This window comes from Pseudomonas sp. B19125, from assembly GCF_044218855.1.
Classification (GTDB): Bacteria; Pseudomonadota; Gammaproteobacteria; order Pseudomonadales; family Pseudomonadaceae; genus Aquipseudomonas; species Aquipseudomonas edaphica.
In genome coordinates this window covers 5,618,727-5,635,281 of sequence record NZ_CP162589.1, presented here as the reverse complement: position 1 = coordinate 5,635,281, position 16,555 = coordinate 5,618,727, and the positions used below count along the sequence as shown (strand labels likewise).

The 16,555-nt window shown below is 56.9% G+C and carries 28 protein-coding genes; 13 read left to right on the top strand and 15 right to left on the bottom strand.

The window, feature by feature from the left end; genetic code table 11:
- Positions 1–10 precede the first annotated feature (10 nt).
- From AB4P96_RS25835 to AB4P96_RS25800, 8 genes are all read right to left on the bottom strand, one after another.
- Positions 11–205: a DUF4224 domain-containing protein gene (locus tag AB4P96_RS25835; protein WP_005785292.1), complete on the bottom strand. Its 195-nt coding sequence runs from the start codon at positions 203–205 to the stop codon at positions 11–13.
- Between the two features lie 2 nt (positions 206–207).
- Entirely contained in the window at positions 208–429 is a 222-nt protein-coding gene (locus AB4P96_RS25830; protein WP_395600260.1) for a hypothetical protein, read from the bottom strand.
- 277 nt (positions 430–706) lie between these two features.
- The gene (locus tag AB4P96_RS25825) at positions 707–1,432 is read right to left on the bottom strand and encodes a hypothetical protein (RefSeq protein WP_395600259.1); all 726 of its coding nucleotides are present in this window, start codon (positions 1,430–1,432) and stop codon (positions 707–709) included.
- Positions 1,429–1,674: a hypothetical protein gene (locus AB4P96_RS25820; RefSeq protein ID WP_395600258.1), complete on the bottom strand. Its 246-nt coding sequence runs from the start codon at positions 1,672–1,674 to the stop codon at positions 1,429–1,431. The genes AB4P96_RS25825 and AB4P96_RS25820 overlap by 4 nt, the downstream gene beginning before the upstream one ends.
- A 49-nt stretch (positions 1,675–1,723) precedes the next feature.
- Entirely contained in the window at positions 1,724–2,290 is a 567-nt protein-coding gene (locus tag AB4P96_RS25815) for a hypothetical protein (protein ID WP_395600257.1), read from the bottom strand.
- Positions 2,290–2,721 (bottom strand): hypothetical protein, encoded by a 432-nt coding sequence (locus AB4P96_RS25810; RefSeq protein ID WP_395600256.1) that lies wholly within the window; start codon positions 2,719–2,721, stop codon positions 2,290–2,292. The genes AB4P96_RS25815 and AB4P96_RS25810 overlap by 1 nt, the downstream gene beginning before the upstream one ends.
- A gap of 83 nt (positions 2,722–2,804) precedes the next feature.
- On the bottom strand, positions 2,805–3,218 hold the full coding sequence (locus tag AB4P96_RS25805) for a hypothetical protein (protein WP_395600255.1): 414 nt from the start codon (positions 3,216–3,218) through the stop codon (positions 2,805–2,807).
- Positions 3,215–3,526 (bottom strand): DUF4406 domain-containing protein, encoded by a 312-nt coding sequence (locus AB4P96_RS25800; protein ID WP_395600254.1) that lies wholly within the window; start codon positions 3,524–3,526, stop codon positions 3,215–3,217. Before AB4P96_RS25800 ends, AB4P96_RS25805 begins: the two co-directional genes overlap by 4 nt.
- A gap of 125 nt (positions 3,527–3,651) precedes the next feature.
- Here AB4P96_RS25800 and AB4P96_RS25795 point away from each other — a divergent pair, with 125 nt between their 5' ends.
- Positions 3,652–4,299 carry a hypothetical protein gene (locus AB4P96_RS25795; RefSeq protein ID WP_395600253.1) on the top strand — a complete coding sequence of 216 codons (648 nt, stop codon included), beginning with the start codon at positions 3,652–3,654 and terminating at the stop codon, positions 4,297–4,299.
- Here the strand turns inward: AB4P96_RS25795 and AB4P96_RS25790 are convergent.
- A complete protein-coding gene (locus AB4P96_RS25790; RefSeq protein WP_395600252.1) occupies positions 4,230–5,087 on the bottom strand; it encodes a phosphoadenosine phosphosulfate reductase family protein in 858 nt (285 codons plus the stop codon). The two genes, AB4P96_RS25795 and AB4P96_RS25790, sit on opposite strands and share 70 nt — an antisense overlap.
- Before the next feature lie 75 nt (positions 5,088–5,162).
- On the opposite strand from AB4P96_RS25790, the gene AB4P96_RS25785 reads away from it, so the two are divergent.
- Together AB4P96_RS25785 and AB4P96_RS25780 are read left to right on the top strand one after the other, a co-directional pair.
- On the top strand, positions 5,163–5,366 hold the full coding sequence (locus AB4P96_RS25785; protein WP_395600251.1) for a hypothetical protein: 204 nt from the start codon (positions 5,163–5,165) through the stop codon (positions 5,364–5,366).
- A 73-nt stretch (positions 5,367–5,439) separates the two neighbouring features.
- Entirely contained in the window at positions 5,440–6,225 is a 786-nt protein-coding gene (locus AB4P96_RS25780) for a toll/interleukin-1 receptor domain-containing protein (protein WP_395600250.1), read from the top strand.
- Positions 6,226–6,303: 78 nt separating this feature from the next.
- Here AB4P96_RS25780 and AB4P96_RS25775 read toward each other — a convergent pair whose 3' ends face one another.
- From AB4P96_RS25775 to AB4P96_RS25760, 4 genes are all read right to left on the bottom strand, one after another.
- Positions 6,304–6,666 carry a hypothetical protein gene (locus tag AB4P96_RS25775; RefSeq protein ID WP_395600249.1) on the bottom strand — a complete coding sequence of 121 codons (363 nt, stop codon included), beginning with the start codon at positions 6,664–6,666 and terminating at the stop codon, positions 6,304–6,306.
- 81 nt (positions 6,667–6,747) lie between these two features.
- Positions 6,748–7,062: a hypothetical protein gene (locus AB4P96_RS25770; RefSeq protein ID WP_395600248.1), complete on the bottom strand. Its 315-nt coding sequence runs from the start codon at positions 7,060–7,062 to the stop codon at positions 6,748–6,750.
- Complete coding sequence (locus AB4P96_RS25765) at positions 7,059–7,340, bottom strand: hypothetical protein (RefSeq protein WP_395600247.1); 282 nt, start codon at positions 7,338–7,340, stop codon at positions 7,059–7,061. The genes AB4P96_RS25770 and AB4P96_RS25765 overlap by 4 nt, the downstream gene beginning before the upstream one ends.
- 553 nt (positions 7,341–7,893) lie before the next feature.
- Positions 7,894–8,418 carry a hypothetical protein gene (locus AB4P96_RS25760; RefSeq protein WP_395600246.1) on the bottom strand — a complete coding sequence of 175 codons (525 nt, stop codon included), beginning with the start codon at positions 8,416–8,418 and terminating at the stop codon, positions 7,894–7,896.
- A 451-nt stretch (positions 8,419–8,869) separates the two neighbouring features.
- Here AB4P96_RS25760 and AB4P96_RS25755 point away from each other — a divergent pair, with 451 nt between their 5' ends.
- Positions 8,870–9,181, top strand: a complete 312-nt coding sequence (locus AB4P96_RS25755) for a DUF1654 domain-containing protein (protein ID WP_395600245.1) — start codon at positions 8,870–8,872, stop codon at positions 9,179–9,181.
- Between the two features lie 59 nt (positions 9,182–9,240).
- Here AB4P96_RS25755 and AB4P96_RS25750 read toward each other — a convergent pair whose 3' ends face one another.
- Positions 9,241–9,789 (bottom strand): DUF4760 domain-containing protein, encoded by a 549-nt coding sequence (locus AB4P96_RS25750; protein ID WP_395600244.1) that lies wholly within the window; start codon positions 9,787–9,789, stop codon positions 9,241–9,243.
- 512 nt (positions 9,790–10,301) lie between these two features.
- The gene (locus AB4P96_RS25745) at positions 10,302–11,132 is read right to left on the bottom strand and encodes an XRE family transcriptional regulator (protein ID WP_395600243.1); all 831 of its coding nucleotides are present in this window, start codon (positions 11,130–11,132) and stop codon (positions 10,302–10,304) included.
- Here AB4P96_RS25745 and AB4P96_RS25740 point away from each other — a divergent pair.
- From AB4P96_RS25740 to AB4P96_RS25700, 9 genes are all read left to right on the top strand, one after another.
- Positions 11,110–11,466: a helix-turn-helix domain-containing protein gene (locus AB4P96_RS25740; protein ID WP_370467906.1), complete on the top strand. Its 357-nt coding sequence runs from the start codon at positions 11,110–11,112 to the stop codon at positions 11,464–11,466. The two genes, AB4P96_RS25745 and AB4P96_RS25740, sit on opposite strands and share 23 nt — an antisense overlap.
- A gap of 80 nt (positions 11,467–11,546) precedes the next feature.
- The gene (locus tag AB4P96_RS25735) at positions 11,547–11,972 is read left to right on the top strand and encodes a phage regulatory CII family protein (RefSeq protein ID WP_395600242.1); all 426 of its coding nucleotides are present in this window, start codon (positions 11,547–11,549) and stop codon (positions 11,970–11,972) included.
- Between the two features lie 70 nt (positions 11,973–12,042).
- Positions 12,043–12,783, top strand: coding sequence for a phage antirepressor KilAC domain-containing protein (locus AB4P96_RS25730; RefSeq protein WP_395600241.1), 741 nt, complete (start codon positions 12,043–12,045; stop codon positions 12,781–12,783).
- Positions 12,783–13,532 carry a DnaT-like ssDNA-binding domain-containing protein gene (locus AB4P96_RS25725; RefSeq protein ID WP_395600240.1) on the top strand — a complete coding sequence of 250 codons (750 nt, stop codon included), beginning with the start codon at positions 12,783–12,785 and terminating at the stop codon, positions 13,530–13,532. The genes AB4P96_RS25730 and AB4P96_RS25725 overlap by 1 nt, the downstream gene beginning before the upstream one ends.
- Positions 13,532–14,215, top strand: coding sequence for a replication protein P (locus AB4P96_RS25720; RefSeq protein WP_395600239.1), 684 nt, complete (start codon positions 13,532–13,534; stop codon positions 14,213–14,215). The genes AB4P96_RS25725 and AB4P96_RS25720 overlap by 1 nt, the downstream gene beginning before the upstream one ends.
- A complete protein-coding gene (locus tag AB4P96_RS25715; protein WP_395600238.1) occupies positions 14,212–14,508 on the top strand; it encodes a DUF1364 domain-containing protein in 297 nt (98 codons plus the stop codon). The genes AB4P96_RS25720 and AB4P96_RS25715 overlap by 4 nt, the downstream gene beginning before the upstream one ends.
- Positions 14,505–14,936: a VRR-NUC domain-containing protein gene (locus tag AB4P96_RS25710; RefSeq protein WP_395600237.1), complete on the top strand. Its 432-nt coding sequence runs from the start codon at positions 14,505–14,507 to the stop codon at positions 14,934–14,936. The genes AB4P96_RS25715 and AB4P96_RS25710 overlap by 4 nt, the downstream gene beginning before the upstream one ends.
- Positions 14,933–16,213: a tyrosine-type recombinase/integrase gene (locus AB4P96_RS25705; RefSeq protein ID WP_395600236.1), complete on the top strand. Its 1,281-nt coding sequence runs from the start codon at positions 14,933–14,935 to the stop codon at positions 16,211–16,213. The genes AB4P96_RS25710 and AB4P96_RS25705 overlap by 4 nt, the downstream gene beginning before the upstream one ends.
- 16 nt (positions 16,214–16,229) lie before the next feature.
- The gene (locus AB4P96_RS25700; protein WP_395600235.1) at positions 16,230–16,553 is read left to right on the top strand and encodes a hypothetical protein; all 324 of its coding nucleotides are present in this window, start codon (positions 16,230–16,232) and stop codon (positions 16,551–16,553) included.
- Positions 16,554–16,555 lie beyond the last annotated feature (2 nt).

Genomic DNA, 16,555 nt, shown 5'->3' with positions numbered 1-16,555 from the left:
CTATCTCACCTCAGCACAGCCGCAACTCCGGCCCCTTCCTTGATTGAATACCACCCAGCCGCCCGATGACAACCTGGCGCAGCACCTTTGGGTGCCCATCACCGCCTACCGCGAACCCGTATCGTTCGGCGGTCAGCCACTTTATCTGCGCCCCTGGTTTTTTGTATCCGGTCAGGTCGGCAACTTCCTCAGCTGTTAAAAACATAACTACCTCCCGCCGCCCGCCGTGGGCCGCGCTGTCTTGATGATGTGAACGGCCAGGCCGAAGCTGATAAGCAGCCAGGTGCAGGTGCCGGCAAAGGCGCCTATGAGGTCGACCGTTTCGCCATCCATGAGCAGGCCGGGGCCGATCCAGAAGAACCAGCAGATGCTGACTGACACGTACAGCACCAGGCCCAGCATGATGAGGGTGATTTTTGTTGCGAGCATGGGGTGTCCTTGCCGCGCTGGGCGGCAGAAGGTGGGTTATAGATTGACGGTCTGGCTGTTTGGATCGAAAGGCTTACCGTCGGGATCTGGCACCAGAGTCGGGACGTTCTTCCGGATGAATTCGTCAAAGCACTGCGGGCAACTGATAGCGCTCAAGGTTCGAATCTGGGTGTGTCCGGTGTAGCCGCACACCAGGCACTTCACTGCGGTCGGAATGATGTAAGACACAGGAATACCTCGCCCGCCGCTCACCGGCAGGCATGTAGGGGGATTGGGGTTACAGCGCCATCTCGGCCTGGGTTTCTCGCTGCCAGATCGGGGAACTGTTGTGCGATTCGATGCGGTCGGCGATGACGTTGGCGCGTTGGCCCGCAGTTGGTGGGGCATACATGCCGAACCGGCTGATACTCCCGCCGTTCACCGCAGCGTTCGTGCTGTCGGCTGATGCGAACGGCAGATGCTGGAATATCGCGGGGTCGAGCATCCTGAGACCGTGGAGGCGACACGCTGGTCGGCCTTGGTCGTCGCAGATCGCATCCATCGCTGAACCCATCCGCTTCCACCAGGCCGCTGTCCCCGGGTGCGCCCATTGCCCCGAACTGCCGATAGCCACTGTCTGCCAACCGGCGGCGAGGCGCTGAAGCCTTTCCAGCGATTCGTGCAGGTGCCAGACCGGCACGCCGCGTAACTCTCTGGGCCAGGCCTCCAGAAGCGCGTCGTTGGCCGCCTCGTCGCCGTCAATGACATCCGGAATCAGTGCCCAGTCGAAGCCAGGATGCCTGTGCCATTGCTGAACCCAGGCGGTGTAGCCATCAACATCTAGCTTGCCGCCTTTCTTCCAAACCGAAAACGCACCGTTGTCGAACACAAACGACTGGCAGACATCGGCGACAATGCCCATGTCGTCCTGGCGCGGGAACGGCACCAGGGCATGCCGGCCGGCAAGGAACCGGGCGCCATCCTGGCGAGTGCCGCCGACCGGCGTGCCGTGGTATGCAATCATCCGCTAAGCCTCACCGTTTCGATTTCGACTCCTTGGTGCGTGGCAATGATGGTCTGATCGCCGCCCAGAGCCTCCGCCAGGCTGTCGGCAATCTGTTCATGCCAGCCTTTCGTGCTCAGCGCTGTCGTCGCCTTGATGTGCTCGACGCGAATCATGGCGCTCGACCGCAACTCCAGCCGGTAGAGGATCGTTTCTCCGTCAGAAGGGCAGACGGCTGCGAAGGTGTGTCGATAGGTATTCATGGCCTGGGCCCCTTGTAGATGAAGACGTAGGCGAACCAGAGGGGGGCGATCATGGCGTCACCCGCTGGCCGAGCATCACGTCGGCGACAATTTCCCAGAGTTGTGCCGGTGACCACTGGTAGCGATCGAAGTCCGTGTCTGGCTGAACGCCGAAAGTGCAGGTCGAGTGGGCGCCGGCCGGGTACTCGCCTCTCTTCGCCATGATGGTCGCTACCCGACCATCCCCGCCCGGTGTCGTGGCGTGGTAGTCGTAGGCGATCGTGTTGTAGTCATTGCCCGCCGCAACCTTGAACTCACCGTCGATAACCAGATTGGCCCGGCCATCTGGTGTCCATGGCCTCCCGCCGCCGGCAGTTCGCGAACCTTCGTGCAGGTAAAGCATGTAGGCCCCGTCGTCGCATCGCTCCATCTTGAAGCAGTGATTCAACTGAGTGCCGACGATTACGCGGGAGGTGAAATTGAAGCGGTGGTCGTGGATCGCAGAGTGGGCAAAGCAGGCACGCCGGGGTAGTTCAGGGTGCCAAACGTGCAGGCGCTGATTGCCTTCCAGCTGGACCTGCACAAAGCCCAGGCCGTGCAGGGTGATCTTGTCGGTCATTACGTCGTCGATGATCATCAGCATTCACTCCAGTTCATGGCCTGGATGTATTCGCAGGGAATAACCAGGCGATCAGTCGGCACGGTGCTTTCGGTCTTGGCGTCGCCGAAATACGCGATGGCCGCCTGAGCACGCTCGATCGACAAATGGGCATGCCGCAATTGCCAGGACTTCCGGGCCTTGTACGAGCGCAGCGCCAGAGCCCTGTTGGTGTAGGCGAATCGCCGCCCGTGCTCGCCACCATCCTTCAGCACGCGCTTGCGGTACTGCTTCAGCATCGATTCACGATGCGGGCCGCCGAAGAGGTTGTTGTGGAATTCCTCCACGATGTACCAGCACTGTTCGGTTTCGCCGATAACCACGTACTTTTTGCAGGTGACTTCCAGGCCTTTCGGGTCGAGCTCGTCGACGTAGCGATAATGGTCCGGGCCGAGTTTTATCTTTTCCATGGTCGAGCTCGTCCTTGCCGCTATAGCGGCTGACTTTGAAGGGGGAGGGGTTACAGGTTTTGCGAAAGAGTACAGATGTACTCCTATGCGGATTGTGCTGACTCGACAACCAGCTTTTTCCCACAGGAGTGGCAGAAGTGCATGCCGTTCTCAGCCGGCAACCCGCCATCGGTGAACTGCCATTCCTTGCCGCAGCCTGTGTGCCAGGAGAATCCGCCTTCAGACCAGGTGCAGGTGGATGGCTTGCTGCCATCTGCTGCCTTGAGTTCGGCGCGTATCGACTTGATGATCGAACTGAACTGATCGTCCTGCTGCTCCAGATCTTCAGCGCAGTAGCACTCCTGATCGATGTTCCGGACAAGCCGGCGCAAGAGGCCCTGGATTAGATCTGCCCAATCATCCGCTGCGGTCAGGCGCTGTTGCAGGTGTTCTTCGCGCTTCATTGAGGCGCACAACCTTTCGGTCATGATGTCCGCCGCTGTCGGGTTACTGCTCATACAGCCTCCTTGGTTACAAGATCATGGGCATTCACAACCGTCATGCCGAGGCGTTCGGCGATCAGGACTTCCAGGCGGGCGCCCTTTGAATGCTCCCAGCCGGGCAGGGTGGCCACGGTGTCGCAGTCCATCAGGGCGGCAATGTCGCGGCGCATGCAGTCGTTCCAGGTGCCGCCGTCGGGGTTGAGTTCGGCGGGGTTGGTGACGGTGTGGCCGCCGGCGCGCAGGCTGGCGGTCATGCTGTGGAAAGTAGGGAAGTTCAGGCCAGGCAAGCCGCTCATGGGGCCGCTGAGGTAAATTCGTTTCACGGGGAGTCCTTGCCGGGCCATGCCCGGGCGGATGAATATGCTGATCAAGAAGGAATCACAGGTATGGCTAAATGATATGATGTTCGCTCAATTAGCTTATGTGGATGTCAGGAGACATAGAAAAAATGGCAAGCTTGATACCTATCCTGGGCCCCGTTGTCGCAGCCGCCTTGACCGCTGCTATTGCATTTGTTGTATCAGTGCTGGCTAAGGAAAATAAAACGTCAGAATTTAGGCAGGCGTGGATCGAGGGGCTGAGGAACGACGTTGCTGAGTTGTTAGGCGATTTTAATATGTTGGAAATTGCACTTGATATATATATTGGGCAATCAAAAACTGACGTCGAGCAACTTAGTAAGGTTGACAAGTTTTTTACTGATAATAGGGGCGAGTACGCAAAGTTAGACGCTTTATGTAACAAGGTGGTTTTAAGATTGAATCCTACTGAGCACGTCTCTTTAATTGAAAAAATGAGAGTATTAGAGGGGTCTATAGGTAAAGGGAGTAAAGTTTCACACACACTCTGTAGCGAGTTGGTGAATGAGTTTTCCATAGTTTTGAAGTCCGAATGGGACCGTGTAAAAAATGGCGAGCCTACGTTTCAAATGACTAAAAAAGTGGCTCTTAGAGGTTTTGTGTCAGTAGTTGTCGGAGGGCTAATAGTGTCTTTTATTTACATATATCAAAGTTATGGAGTTAATGCTCAATCTCCACAGAAGCAGTCAATGGCTTCATCATGCTCCGCGAACAAGTCAAGTTGTGCGTCGGAGTAGTCGAGCATTTGCTGGTAGCTGGGTCGGTCACTGCGGAAGCGGGCGCCGTCGCCGGTGAACTTGCCGCCGGACACCACTGAGCTTTCCATGCGCGCCCACCACTCGGCCTTGGGCCGGTCGCTGGCGATGATCGAATAGACCTGCTTTGCACCTTTAAGGAAGCAAAGGTCGCAGTTGCCTTCCAGTGTCCTGCCGTTGATCGTCGGTAGCATCAGGTCGAATGGCTGACCAGCCCAGAAATCGGTAACGTCCTGCACGCCGACACCGGCATCCGCCAGCGGCATCACCATGGTTGCCCACTTGCTTTCGCTCGTGCTTTTGCGGTGTCGGATCTTCACGAATCGGCGCGGTTCGTCAGCACGGATGCCGGTCATCATGTCGACCGGCACATCCTCGGTAGATAGGCCCAGGCTACGCAGATACTTGTGGATGATCCGGATCTTGAGGTCGATGGTGCAGAACCGGGTCACCGGGTTTGGCAGATACTTGCGTTTGCGGATCAGGGCTTCGAACGGTTCGCCCTGGCGGTTGGCGGTGGCGTAGTCCACCACCGCAAACCCTGCGTCATCGTCGCGAAACTCCAGCCAAACAATCGGCACCGTCCAGCGCTCGGCGCATTCCCGGACAAACTCCAGGGTGGCCGGGTGTTCCTTCCCTGTATTGGCGAAGGTGACGACCAGATCGCTCCGGTCCTCGTTGTTGTCCAGCACCTTGCGCAGCATGTAGGCGCTGGTGCGGCCGCCGGAAAAGCTGACGACCGTCGTCCCGGACAAGTTGTAGGGAGACATAGGGGATCCTCGCCGGCTGGCGTGATTCGTTTAAGTGGGTGATATGCTTTGCGCTTATCAAACAAGGAGGTGGTGATGGCGGGTAAAAAGCTTGAAGCGTTCCGCAAGTGGTTCACGCCGCGTAAGCGCTTATGGGCAGGCATCGCTTTGCTTGTCACTGCGACATTCGGGCCGCTTCTCTATCCAGGTTTCAATGGTTATTGGGGTATCTTTATTGCTCCTGGGATCATATTTCTCTGCAGTGCATGGAATCCCGAGGATCGCGCTAAGCGCTTATAGCCTCGCCGGCTGGCGTGATTCGTTGATTTGGGGTATTACGGGTGACCGGCATGGAGCCGGATCAAGGAGCGACATGAAACTCTTCTTAAGCCACAATTCAAAAGATAAACCTATAGTCAGGCGCGTAGCCTCTTACTTAGAGCAGAAAGGATATGAGGTGTGGCTGGATGAGTGGGAGATGACGCCAGGCGATTCACTCATCACTAAAATTTCAGAGGGTGTTGAAGGTGCTGATAAACTTTTAGTGTTCCTATCGCCAACTTCAGTTGAATCTGAGTGGGTTAAAAAAGAAGTTAATGGCGGCCTGATAATGGAGGTGGCCGAGGAGAAGGGGCTCGGTAATAAGTTTGTGATACCAGTTTTGATTGAAGCTTGTAAAGTTCCATTCATGCTGCGAGAAAAACTCTACTCTAACTTCACAAACAAATCTCTTGAGGATGCATGTGAAGAGCTGGTTTCTGGAATTGAAGGCAAGACTAGAAAAAACGAACTTGAGCCTTATTCGAATCTGGTTGTGAAAATGCTCGACCTTGGACAGGATGATGGTAAGTATTTTAGCTTTCTAATTGAGGTGACTAGCAATCTTTCGCCTATAAGTGGTTTGACAATTGAGATCGCAACCAGTGGCTATTTGCAAGCATCAGAGCATATAGGCGCTTCCGGTGATTATGCTTTTATTGATGGAATGCGTTGCAGCCTGCAGAACTGTAAAGTACATTCAGACGGTGCCTTTTTTTCTAGGCGATTTACAGGGCCAGAAATTAAAAAGGGCATTAGCTATTTTTTGAAGTTCGTGTCCGCGCAGCCGCTAGTAATTAATTCCTTTGGGTGCGTTGATGGATATGGTGTGGAAATTTAGTAGATAGTGAGGTTGCCTTAGTCTCGTTGTTTAAGTCTTTGCAATACCGTCATCTGTGGAACTATAGAGAGAGTAAATTCATCGTGAAGGTCTTTCGATTTCATCGTCAGGTTCAGGCGGATCATCGGCGAGCGACTTCATGCCCGCTGCCCTGATGATCTGCGACACCTTTTCGGTAACAACAAAAGGTGTCGTGACACACTTGAGCATCTGCTCGGCCGTTTCGAAGTCGGCGGCGATCACGTTGCGCAGCAGGTTCTGGAACACCTCCTGCTGATTGTTGAAGCCGTGCTGTTTCATCAGGCGCTTTAGGTCGGCCTTGAACACGCCGGCCACCTCAACCGTAAACTTCTCGACGCCCAATGCGGCGTTCTTTTCGTTCGCCTTCTCGCGCTTGCGGCGCTGCTTCTTGGCTTCCGCCGTCAGCTCTTCCTCGGCCATGGCCTACCTCTTCGATTTCATGTGCTGGCAAATCAAGCCATGCCTGCCGCCGGCGCTGTCGCACCTGGTTGCTGATGCGCTTCATGGGGTGTCGGCAAATTTAAAGCCGTTCTCCTGGGCGATTAGCGTCACGCGCTTGATGTGCATGCCAAGGTTCTTTGCTGCCACGCTGGCGACCACGCCCTTGGCGGCTTCGGCGCGCACTGCTGGTGCCAACTTGTCGCGTTCTTTCCGGAGGCGTTCGTGGTGGGCGGTGGTGCCGTTGAAAGGCCCGTCGACACCGACGCCGTTCGGGATGACCTGAGCCGTCTTGCCAGCACCGAAGAAAGCTTCCAGCTGCTGGTTCAGGTTGTCGATGATCGAATCCCGTGGGTTGATCATTGGCTCGCCGATCATTGCGCACCGCCTGAGAGCGTCACCTTGACGCCGTCTGCACGCGACTCCAAGACTTGGGCAAGATTGCTGGCTTCCTTCCAGGTCCAGCGGAAGCCCTTCACCTTGCCCGTGGAGAGCTCCACGATGTGGTACGCGTTGCCGCGGGTAACGATCTGGAATCGGATCTTCTGCACAAGCTCGTCCTTGCCGATCAAGGCGTAGAACTCAGTGGTGGCAATGCGGGAGCGAACGTGCAGGGCCGCAACCCCGTCTACGCGCTGTTGAATTGATGCGTGCATGGCGAATACCTCAGTGGGTTGCGTTTATTCGTCAGCAGCCTCGCCATCTGCTGGTTGCCGTTGGGCGCAGGGAAGGGTGCTGACGGATAAAAGCGAGGCAAAAGAAAGGCCCGTGGACGTTCGGGCCTTTCACAGATGCAGTGGTTTGAGTTTTTGGCGGGATCGTCAGCGCCAGAACGCCGAGACCCCGTCAGTACATCGCCATGCCTCTCGATGGAGGCGCACGTGATCGCCTGGCACGCTTGCAAGCACTCGAGGTTCTGGCCTCTCGTAACTCAGCGTGGCACCGATCAGGATCAGTTGGAGCATGGTGTTCTCCAGTGGATGGTTGATGCAGGTGGCCGCATAGCGGTATTGGTCGTCCGCATCGGAGATCGCTCGAATCTGGCTGGCGAGTAAACCGTCTTCGCCGCGTTGTTCGTCGCTCTGGCTCGGGTAAAGGTGGGCACCCTGCTATCTCGGGGCAGTCAGCCGAGCGATCTCCGATGCGGCCTGGTGCTGGGGAGTACCAGTACCTCGGGCAGTTAACGACAGGCTGTCGTGGCTCTGGTTGTCAGCGGTTGTCTTTTTCAGCAGCTTCAAATTCGCTGCCGAGGATTTCCGTCAACACGCCGTTAGGCTTGGCAGAGGTGCTGATGTAGATGCAGTCAGGCGTCACGACCTGCTTGTAGCTATTGAAAAACAGCGAGCCGCCGCCGACACCCATTGCGTCAAGGAACGGTTCGAGGTCCGCTTTGTCCTTGGGCTTGTGCAACTTGAATTCTTCCTGAAGTTTTTCCAGTTCAAGCTTCAGCGCTTTCCGCTCTTCGCCCTTGGTGCCCGATGGCAGACTTGAGCGCGGGAACTGCGAGCTGTCGGCCTTTGGGTCTGGCTTCGTCCAGAGCGGCTGTGGCATTGCTGGGCTGAACTTCAAGCCGTAGAAGTTACGGCCGCTGTGCACGCTGGTCTGGAACAGTGCGGTGGCGCCTACAAAGCGCTTGGCAAACTCTTCGCCTTGCACCTGCAAACGATCCGCGCTTTCTCTGTACGCCTTCCAAGCCGCCAGAACACCGGCATCGCTTGTCTTGTAGTAGGCCATCTCACTTCCTCCGGTTGTCATCCCGCTGCACCCTGTCGCCAAGGTGCAGCAGTGATGCTGTCCGTCCTATTGCCGCCGGAAGTGGCGGGGCGCATTGCTTGCCGGGTCGTTCACTCGGTTCTGGCGTTTCACCATCGAGCAGCCGTACAAGGTTTTCCCTGTCGTTGGCAGGCTTTCGGGCCTGTCTGCTCGCCGGTCGCCGGTAGAGGCAATGCGGTCTGTTGTTTGTTGCGCTGACTGTTAAAGAGCGGTCAGGCCGTGAGGCCCTTCGCAGTCCCTCGTAAGTCGCTGCGATGGGTGAACTATCACGCATCGTGTTTATTTCGTCAACACGTAATGTGATTTATTTTTGCGATTTAACACGGCAGTTCGCGGTTACGTTTTCGGAAAGCGTGGGATATGATTCTGCTTATCCTGTACGGATATACAGTAATTACCGGGAGGGGATTCCATGGCGAAGAAGCAGGCGGCACCGGCAGAACGGCAGGAAATGAGCGGTATGGCGCGCCTCGGGCTTCGCGTCTCATCGATGATCAATCACCCGGTCGCCCAGACGCAGCGCTGGGTTACGATTCATCGCCTGGAAACGGATGGCGATCGGGAGTGGGAAGAAGTGCTGAGCGTGATCGCTGATACCGACGAGCTCGAGCTGACGCTCAATGACGACGGCAGCGTTACCGTGAGATGGGAGCAGCAGGAAGTAGATAAAGCGGGCGGGGGAGAGGTTGAGTTTGAGCAGGAAGAAGAGACGGCGCCCTTCTGACTCGCACAAAAAAGCCCGCGCTAGGCGGGCTTTTGTTCGAGGTATAGCTGCATTTGAAGCTACTTTGCCAGCAGCGGTGCGGCCCGCCACCGTGTGACCATAGCCTCGAAATCCTGGTATGGCGTCTGAGAGCGCTTATCGGTTCTCACCGCGTTGATGTACGGTTGAGAGTTCTGGAACATACCCATTACCGTGGTGTACATGCTGTCCTTGATTATTTTTTCACAATAGATTCCGTGGCTTACGCACACCGAAACGCGCTCCCAGAAATTCAATGTGTACCGGATCTTTTCTGCCAACTCTGACTTACGCTTTGTATCGTCAGTGGCATAGCTCACGATGTTGTCAGTGCTTGAGCTATGGATCTCTCGGATCGTCTGGTAGCCCTCGATCAGATTTCTGTCCGACCGGGAATTGAACATGAAGAGAGCGGTTTCGGTCTGCCTGGCTATTTCTCTGTTGTGGTTGATAGCTTCGACGGCCGCCTTCTTGGCGCTCTTGATAGCCATGAGGGTAGCTACAACGCCACAAAGCAGGATGACGTTGTTTATGGATGCTGCAGAGAAGAGGTTGCCGGCCAGCTCACAAGCCTGAGGGGATACGTCCATTTCGATTTGCTGTCCTAATCTCAGATACCAGAAAGGAGGCCTTCGCCCCCTTTCGTTTGATGATCGACCCTCTTACAGGTCGTCGTGCTCGTCGCGCTTATAGGTATTCATTTCTAGCTCCACGCTAATTTTCCGCTTGGATACAGCCTACAAGATAGGCTGGAAAAACTCGTATTGGGTAATGTAACCCTATCAGACGACTGGATAGCCAGATCCGATGCCTAGACGTTCTTCCTGAAGCATGGTCATAAAGTGTTTCATTTCAGACCCTCCCTGTATGCGGCACTTCGTCCTGTGCCGTTGTGCTATTTGTACAAAATCCTGTGGATAAGTTCAATATTGACACGAGCAATAATAAATGCAGGTCAGGTTAGTTTTGCGATTTTCCACAAAATTTACACAGTTCATAACTATTGACATGAAGCATTGTAGAATGCTAAGGGCTCTCCTTGGGGCATGCTGAACTCGCGCTCGGTCACCCGCCCAACAACTTAATCTGCGTTTCTATGGCGTTACACCGGTTGTCCGTTCCAAACAAACAGGATGCGTCCCTGTATGTATGTGTCGTCCTTCCTTATGGTGCGCGGCCCGTGCAAAGGGTTGTCCGACAGCATCTCGAAATTATCTTCGTCCAGCACCTGGAGACGCTTTATATAGAAGTGGTTTTGCCAGGTGAGTGCGTAAATGCCGTCGCCCGTGAATTCCCGCACGGTCACGTCGATCAGCAGCGGGTCACGGCTCTTGATGGTTGGGGCCATCGATTCACCTTGGCCGCTGATCATCTTTAGATGGAAGTGCTCTTTGAACTGGACGCCCAGCTCGCGCAGGTGGCTGGGGCTGACCCGTACATCTTGAAAGGTTTCCGGGTAGTCGTGTGGCACCTGACCGTCACCCATCGCTCCGCGGACATCATAGTGGGCAATCCACACCTCATCACCGATCTGACCGGGGCGAGAGAAGTCGACGGTGATCACGTTGCTCGAACCCAACTCGCGCGCGGTCTCGTTGACGGCGTCCGAGATCATCCTGCGCGCGTCATCAGTAAGATTCTTGCCGTGCTTTGCCAGCATCATATTCACAATTTCAGCAGTGGACGGGCGGGCAGCCTGATCGTCTGTCTGGCCTGGAGCTGTCGACTCATTTTGCGTATCTAGCAGAAGCTCGGACTTCTCGACGCGTAGCGCCTTAGCCATCAGTTCTATATCTGCAAAAGACGGCTCCCGCGTCCCGGCCTCGTAGTTTCCCACTCGGGATTGCGACCAGCCGCAAGCCTCAGCCAGTTGAGCCTGTGATTTTCCAGCATTTTTACGTGCGCGTTTGATGCGCTCAGCTAATTCGGTCATGCGCGGGATTCAATCACGTATTGAAATACCCGGCTTTCACTTATTGTGTTTGCCTTTAACACGATGCGTGTTTATCCTTGGGCCAAGAGCTATAGGAGCGATTTCCATGAACCACGTCCGAAACATTCGAGAGAAAGCCGGGATTACCCAGGCTGCCCTTCGGCGGTCGCTTGGGTGGAATCAATCTCGCCTTGCTAATTACGAGTCCGGCCTTCGCTGTCCGGGGCTCAGCGAGGCACGACTGATCGTGTCTGCATTGAACGCCTTGGGTGCCAAGTGCGTTCTTGATGAGGCATTTCCGCCTGCGGGCGTTTCATCCCAGTCCGCCGCCTGACATCCCAGTCCGCCGTTCCATTGAGCAAATGATCGCCTCTGCAGCTGCAGGGCGCCACGTAAAGAATTTCGAGGTGTTACATGCAGGAATTGATGAAGGCGATCTATGACGTGGTTGACGATCACGGGGCAGGGCGGATTGCAGAGGGCGCCAGCTTCTCTTCGAAGACGCTGCTTTCTCAAAAGGCGAACCCTGACTACGACAGCCACAAGCTGAACGTCCAGGAGTTGCACCGGATCATGAAGTTCACCCAGGACTTCCGCCCGCTGAAGGCGTGGGCTGAGGCGTTTGGTTTCGACCTGGTGCCAAAGGAAAAGCCCGAGGGTATCAACCTGAACTCCGCGCTGCTGCGCCTGCACGCCGATCTCGCTGACGTAACCCGCCTTGCATTCGATGCCCAGGCTGACGGTCGCGTTTGTTCTCGTGAGAAATCTGAACTGCTCAAAGAGGCCGACGAAGTAATTGTCAGCTTGGAAGTGTTCAAGCAGTCCGTGAAGGCCGCGTGAATCGCACGCATAAAAAAACCGCCTGGCAGGGCGGTCCTTTCAACAACTTGTAAAACACTGTGGGGCCATTATGAACATGACAGCTACCCCTGGCAATACCCCTAATGTTGCGACACTTTTTGCCCACTCTGAAAAGGTGTCGCGACACACGATGTCTTCGCGAGAAATCGCGGAACTGGTAGAGGCCCGCCACAACGATGTCATCGCGACAATCGAGCGGCTCTTCAGCAAAGGGCTTTTACGATCAGATCGTAAAAGCCGTCGAGAGTCGACTGGCGGACGGCCTATCGAGGTCTACGACCTGAGTGAGCGCGATACCCACCTGGTGATCGCCGGCTACAGCGACGAGCACCGAGCTCGTGTGATCGACCGTTGGCAAGAGTTGGAGTCGAAGGTTGTCGGGCAACTCCATATCCCCACCAACTTCGCCGACGCTTTGCAGCTCGCCGCCGATGTCGCCAAGCAAAACGCTTCGTTGTATGAGGTCATCCAGCAGCAGGCCCCAAAGGTTGAAGCCTTGGAGCGTCTCGCGGGCACTCATGGCTCGATCTGCATCACCACGGCCGCCAAGCAGCTTGGTGTTGGCCCCCTGAAACTCTTCAAGTGGCTCAGCGATAACCGCTGGATCTACCGACGTGCTGCGTTCTCGGCCTGGTCTGCCTATCAGCCACGCCTCACCGCCGGTCTGCTTGAGCACAAGCTGGTCAAGGTAGGGAAGGGCTCCGAGGAAGACCTGAAGGTGGTCGAGCAGGTCATGGTCACCCGAAAAGGCATTACCCATCTCGCAACAGTCATGCAGGAGGCTTTGTAATGGCCGGCGACTGGATCAAATTCGAACTCACCACACTGGACAAGCCCGAGGTCTGCCAGATCGCTGACCTGGCCGACATCGATCCTGATGCTGTCGTCGGCAAGCTGATGCGCGTGTGGGGATGGTTCGATCAGCAAACTGAAAACGGTAACGCTCCGAGCGTTAGCAAAAAGTTACTCGACCGTCTCGTTGGCGTTACCGGATTCTGCGACCACATGAAATCTGTTGCCTGGATGATTGAGGTCGATGGTGTTATCAGCCTTCCGCATTTCGACAGGCACAACGGGAAGACCGCTAAAAACAGGCTTCTCACGGCAAAACGGGTGGCAAACCACAAGGCAAGTAACGGTAAAAGTAACGGCGCGAGCGTTAGCGGTGCGTTACCTAAAGAAGATGTAGAGAAGAATAAAGAACCTCTCTCTGCGCGTGGCTCCGTTGACCCTCGCATGCCCAGCGAAATGACCCTCGACTGGAATCCTGATGACAAGCTGCTGAAGACCTACTCGGTTCACTCTGGCGTAGCGCTAGACCTGTTCACCGAAGAGGCGCGCCGCGCGTTCACTGCTCACTACGAGCCGCGCGGCCAAGTGAACACTCAGGCTGAGTGGGTGCAGATGCTGGTCAAGTGGGTGCTGAACGATAAGAACCGAGCGGCCGCCAACAACGTCACACCCATTCGCCAGAGGCTAGCCGCTGCCTCGGACTTCGATGACGACAGCACCGACTGGCAAAACGGGGTGCAATCGTGATGAAACAGGTATCCGCCGTTACTCAGGGCCTTTGGGCCAACCCCGCAGCCGGTGAGTTCATCCCGAAAGATGAGGTTCAGGCCCCTCAGGATGAAGGCCGCCTCCAGATGGCCGTGGCGATCAACGATCTGTTCACTGAGCTTCGCCTGATTCGTTCGGCGTGGCGTCAGGCATGGCCGGACAAGGAGACCTACCGAGCCGCCAAGGTCCAGTGGATGCAAGCGTTCCTCGACGAAGGCATTCGCACGCATGGGCAGATCGAATTCGGCATGATCAAGGCACGGAAGCAGGTTTCCGACTTCATCCCAAGTCCAGGGCAGTTTATCGAGTGGTGCAAGCCTACGCCCGAAATGCTCGGCCTTCCGCCGCTGGCAACTGCTCACCGCGAAGCCGTGCGGAACGCCCATCCAGGTATGGCCGGGCAGGGCAAGTGGTCGCACGATGCGGTCTGGCACACGGCCAAGGAGTGCGGGTTTGAGAGCCTGAACAAGCTCGACGCCGCGCTGAGCCTGAAGCTGTTCGACCGGAACTACACGATCACCATTCGCCGCTTGCTCGACGGCTTGCCGCTGCAGGCAATGCCCAAGGCGCTACCCGCCAAAGTCTACGGCCGAATCACTCCTGAGGTGGGGAAGGGGGCTCTCGCCGAACTGCGCGCCCGGCTGGCAGGGGGATCCCGATGAGCAAGCTCACGAATGCCGCGCGAGATCGAGACTGCCAGGTCCGGTTCCCGGGTTGCGGCTGCGAATCGTCAACCACCGTCCTGGCTCACTACCGGCTGGCCGGCACCTGCGGTGTGGGCATGAAGCCAAATGATTTTCAGGGTGCTTGGGCCTGCGGCTACTGCCACGACATTGCGGACGGTCGACTCAAGGCACCAGTGCAGCTGACCCGTGAAGATGTCCGCCTGTATCTCGCCGAGGGCGTCATGCGCACCCAGGACATCCTCATTCGCGAAGGGAAGGTGAAGCTTTGAAGCCGTTTGCTGTGAAGCCATTTAATCCAGCACCCAAGCGTGCCAAGGCAGTCGACCGGGAAGGCCTGGAACAGGCCGCGCTGATGAAAGAAATTGCGCTGCGTTACCCGGTAGCCGCCAAGTTGATTTTTCACGTCCCGAACGGTGGGCACCGGCACAAGCTGGTGGCGATCAAGCTGAAAGATCAGGGCGTGAAGGCCGGCGTTCCCGACCTGGTGCTGCCGATGGCTCGCGGCGGGTACTTCGGGCTTTACATCGAATTCAAGGCCCGCGCGCCGTATGACGCTGCAGTGTCCCCGGCCCAGGACGCATACCTCCAGGCGCTTACCGAGCAGGGTTACCTGGCCATCGTCTGCCGTGGGCACGTCGACGCCATTGAGGCCATCAGGGCCTACCTACTTCAACCTCAAACAAAGGTCGCCGCATGACCCAGACAATGCTCACTTCGTTTACCGATGCGGAGATTCGCCGGCAGGCCAGCAACGCAGCAGTCCGTGACCTGCGTGACGCGCGATATCCAGGCGTGTACTTCCGCTTCCATCGAAACCGCGATCGCGGCACTTGGTACCTGGTGTCGGGCGGCAAGTGGGACAAGATCGCCGCGTTTCCTCAGCTGCAGGCCAAGGGGTTGATCGTCGCCTTGCCGAAGATCCGCGAGCGCTTGGCCGCCGACCCCAAAGCATCAGCAGCCGCCGGCACGTTGCAGACCGTTGGTGATCTGCTGGACTGGTTCACCGCGCGCCAGGCCGTTGACCGCAGTCTTTCGCCCAAGCGCCGCTCAACCAACACCTCGATCATCTCGTGCCACCTGAAACCACGACTCGGCACCCTGGTGGTGGAGGACGTTGACCGGTCGACGCTCGACAAGCTGGTGATGTGGCCGATGCAGGCTGAAATGTCCCTGTCCTACGTCCGTCTGATGTGGGGCGTGCTGGTGGTCGCGTTCCGCCAGGCCGAGAAGCTGCGGCTGATCACCGCCAATCCCATCGCCGGCTTCAAGTTCACTGACTTCACCAAGGCCCGCATTCAGCCCAAGCCGTCACGCTTGCGTGCCGTCCAGCTCGAGGAAGTGATTGGCGAACTGGCCGCCGGTTTCGACCAGCACCCACAGGACTGCATGCTGGCCCTGATGATGCTATGCCACGGCACGCGCGCCGGCGAGACCAGGCAAGCGCAATGGTCCCACTTCACCATTGGTGAGCAGGGCGAGTGGTTCATCCCCACCGAGAACACCAAGACCCGCTGCGAGCATCACTTGCCGCTGACCCACCAGGTGTGCGCGCTGCTGGAGCGATATCGGGACTGGCAGTCAGCCAAAGGCTACAAGGGCACCTACGTGTTCCCGGCGCGCGGCCGAGGGCCGATCAGTGACAGCCAGGCGTGCGCCGTGTTCACGCGCTTGGGCAAGGGTGAGTGGACGAGCCACGACCTGCGCAAGGTTGCCCGAACCGGATGGACTGACCTGGGCGTCGACTTCCTCATTGGCGAGATGCTGGTGAACCACACCATGACTCGCAACGTGCAGACCTATATCCACACATCGGCGGAACTGCTCAAGCGCGAGGCACTGGTTAAGTGGCATGACTGGTTAGATGGGAAGGGTTTCAGTCTGATTCACCGCTCGACCATGACTAGAAACGGAAATTCGCACAATGACGCCGAGGCCTTGAATGGCACGGCCTCTAGCCAAATCAAGAAACCATAAAAGGCGAGGTTTAAAAATGATGAAAAAGCAGCATGGCCCCGCCTTTCGAAAGGATTTGAAGCTGCTGGACAAGTGTCCTGACTGCCTGGGCCGGGGATTCAATAACGGGGTTTTCCATCAAATCGATTGCGGTGCTTGCCACTCTTCCGGGTTCGTTGAGGCGGCCACGGGGAAACCGCTGGAACTCCAAGATCTGGTTGGTCAACTGAGCCTCCGGCTTCAGCTGGCCCAGCGAGAAATCGAAGCCTTGAAGCGCGATGTGCCGATGCTCGGCCCGGCCGCCCAGTACAACCAGAACAACCGCCGCGGCGGCGGCGGCACCAACTTCACAGGGGATTGAGC

Bases quoted from the DNA above. Each gene is read 5' to 3' on its own strand.
- AB4P96_RS25835 (WP_005785292.1), bottom strand. From the start codon at position 205: ATGTTTTTAACAGCTGAGGAAGTTGCCGACCTGACCGGATACAAAAAA.
- AB4P96_RS25830 (WP_395600260.1), bottom strand. From the start codon at position 429: ATGCTCGCAACAAAAATCACCCTCATCATGCTGGGCCTGGTGCTGTAC.
- AB4P96_RS25825 (WP_395600259.1), bottom strand. From the start codon at position 1,432: ATGATTGCATACCACGGCACGCCGGTCGGCGGCACTCGCCAGGATGGC.
- AB4P96_RS25820 (WP_395600258.1), bottom strand. From the start codon at position 1,674: ATGAATACCTATCGACACACCTTCGCAGCCGTCTGCCCTTCTGACGGA.
- AB4P96_RS25815 (WP_395600257.1), bottom strand. From the start codon at position 2,290: ATGATCATCGACGACGTAATGACCGACAAGATCACCCTGCACGGCCTG.
- AB4P96_RS25810 (WP_395600256.1), bottom strand. From the start codon at position 2,721: ATGGAAAAGATAAAACTCGGCCCGGACCATTATCGCTACGTCGACGAG.
- AB4P96_RS25805 (WP_395600255.1), bottom strand. From the start codon at position 3,218: ATGAGCAGTAACCCGACAGCGGCGGACATCATGACCGAAAGGTTGTGC.
- AB4P96_RS25795 (WP_395600253.1), top strand. From the start codon at position 3,652: ATGGCAAGCTTGATACCTATCCTGGGCCCCGTTGTCGCAGCCGCCTTG.
- AB4P96_RS25790 (WP_395600252.1), bottom strand. From the start codon at position 5,087: ATGTCTCCCTACAACTTGTCCGGGACGACGGTCGTCAGCTTTTCCGGC.
- AB4P96_RS25785 (WP_395600251.1), top strand. From the start codon at position 5,163: ATGGCGGGTAAAAAGCTTGAAGCGTTCCGCAAGTGGTTCACGCCGCGT.
- AB4P96_RS25780 (WP_395600250.1), top strand. From the start codon at position 5,440: ATGAAACTCTTCTTAAGCCACAATTCAAAAGATAAACCTATAGTCAGG.
- AB4P96_RS25775 (WP_395600249.1), bottom strand. From the start codon at position 6,666: ATGGCCGAGGAAGAGCTGACGGCGGAAGCCAAGAAGCAGCGCCGCAAG.
- AB4P96_RS25770 (WP_395600248.1), bottom strand. From the start codon at position 7,062: ATGATCGGCGAGCCAATGATCAACCCACGGGATTCGATCATCGACAAC.
- AB4P96_RS25765 (WP_395600247.1), bottom strand. From the start codon at position 7,340: ATGCACGCATCAATTCAACAGCGCGTAGACGGGGTTGCGGCCCTGCAC.
- AB4P96_RS25760 (WP_395600246.1), bottom strand. From the start codon at position 8,418: ATGGCCTACTACAAGACAAGCGATGCCGGTGTTCTGGCGGCTTGGAAG.
- AB4P96_RS25755 (WP_395600245.1), top strand. From the start codon at position 8,870: ATGGCGAAGAAGCAGGCGGCACCGGCAGAACGGCAGGAAATGAGCGGT.
- AB4P96_RS25750 (WP_395600244.1), bottom strand. From the start codon at position 9,789: ATGGACGTATCCCCTCAGGCTTGTGAGCTGGCCGGCAACCTCTTCTCT.
- AB4P96_RS25740 (WP_370467906.1), top strand. From the start codon at position 11,110: ATGCGCTCAGCTAATTCGGTCATGCGCGGGATTCAATCACGTATTGAA.
- AB4P96_RS25745 (WP_395600243.1), bottom strand. From the start codon at position 11,132: ATGACCGAATTAGCTGAGCGCATCAAACGCGCACGTAAAAATGCTGGA.
- AB4P96_RS25735 (WP_395600242.1), top strand. From the start codon at position 11,547: ATGCAGGAATTGATGAAGGCGATCTATGACGTGGTTGACGATCACGGG.
- AB4P96_RS25730 (WP_395600241.1), top strand. From the start codon at position 12,043: ATGAACATGACAGCTACCCCTGGCAATACCCCTAATGTTGCGACACTT.
- AB4P96_RS25725 (WP_395600240.1), top strand. From the start codon at position 12,783: ATGGCCGGCGACTGGATCAAATTCGAACTCACCACACTGGACAAGCCC.
- AB4P96_RS25720 (WP_395600239.1), top strand. From the start codon at position 13,532: ATGAAACAGGTATCCGCCGTTACTCAGGGCCTTTGGGCCAACCCCGCA.
- AB4P96_RS25715 (WP_395600238.1), top strand. From the start codon at position 14,212: ATGAGCAAGCTCACGAATGCCGCGCGAGATCGAGACTGCCAGGTCCGG.
- AB4P96_RS25705 (WP_395600236.1), top strand. From the start codon at position 14,933: ATGACCCAGACAATGCTCACTTCGTTTACCGATGCGGAGATTCGCCGG.
- AB4P96_RS25700 (WP_395600235.1), top strand. From the start codon at position 16,230: ATGATGAAAAAGCAGCATGGCCCCGCCTTTCGAAAGGATTTGAAGCTG.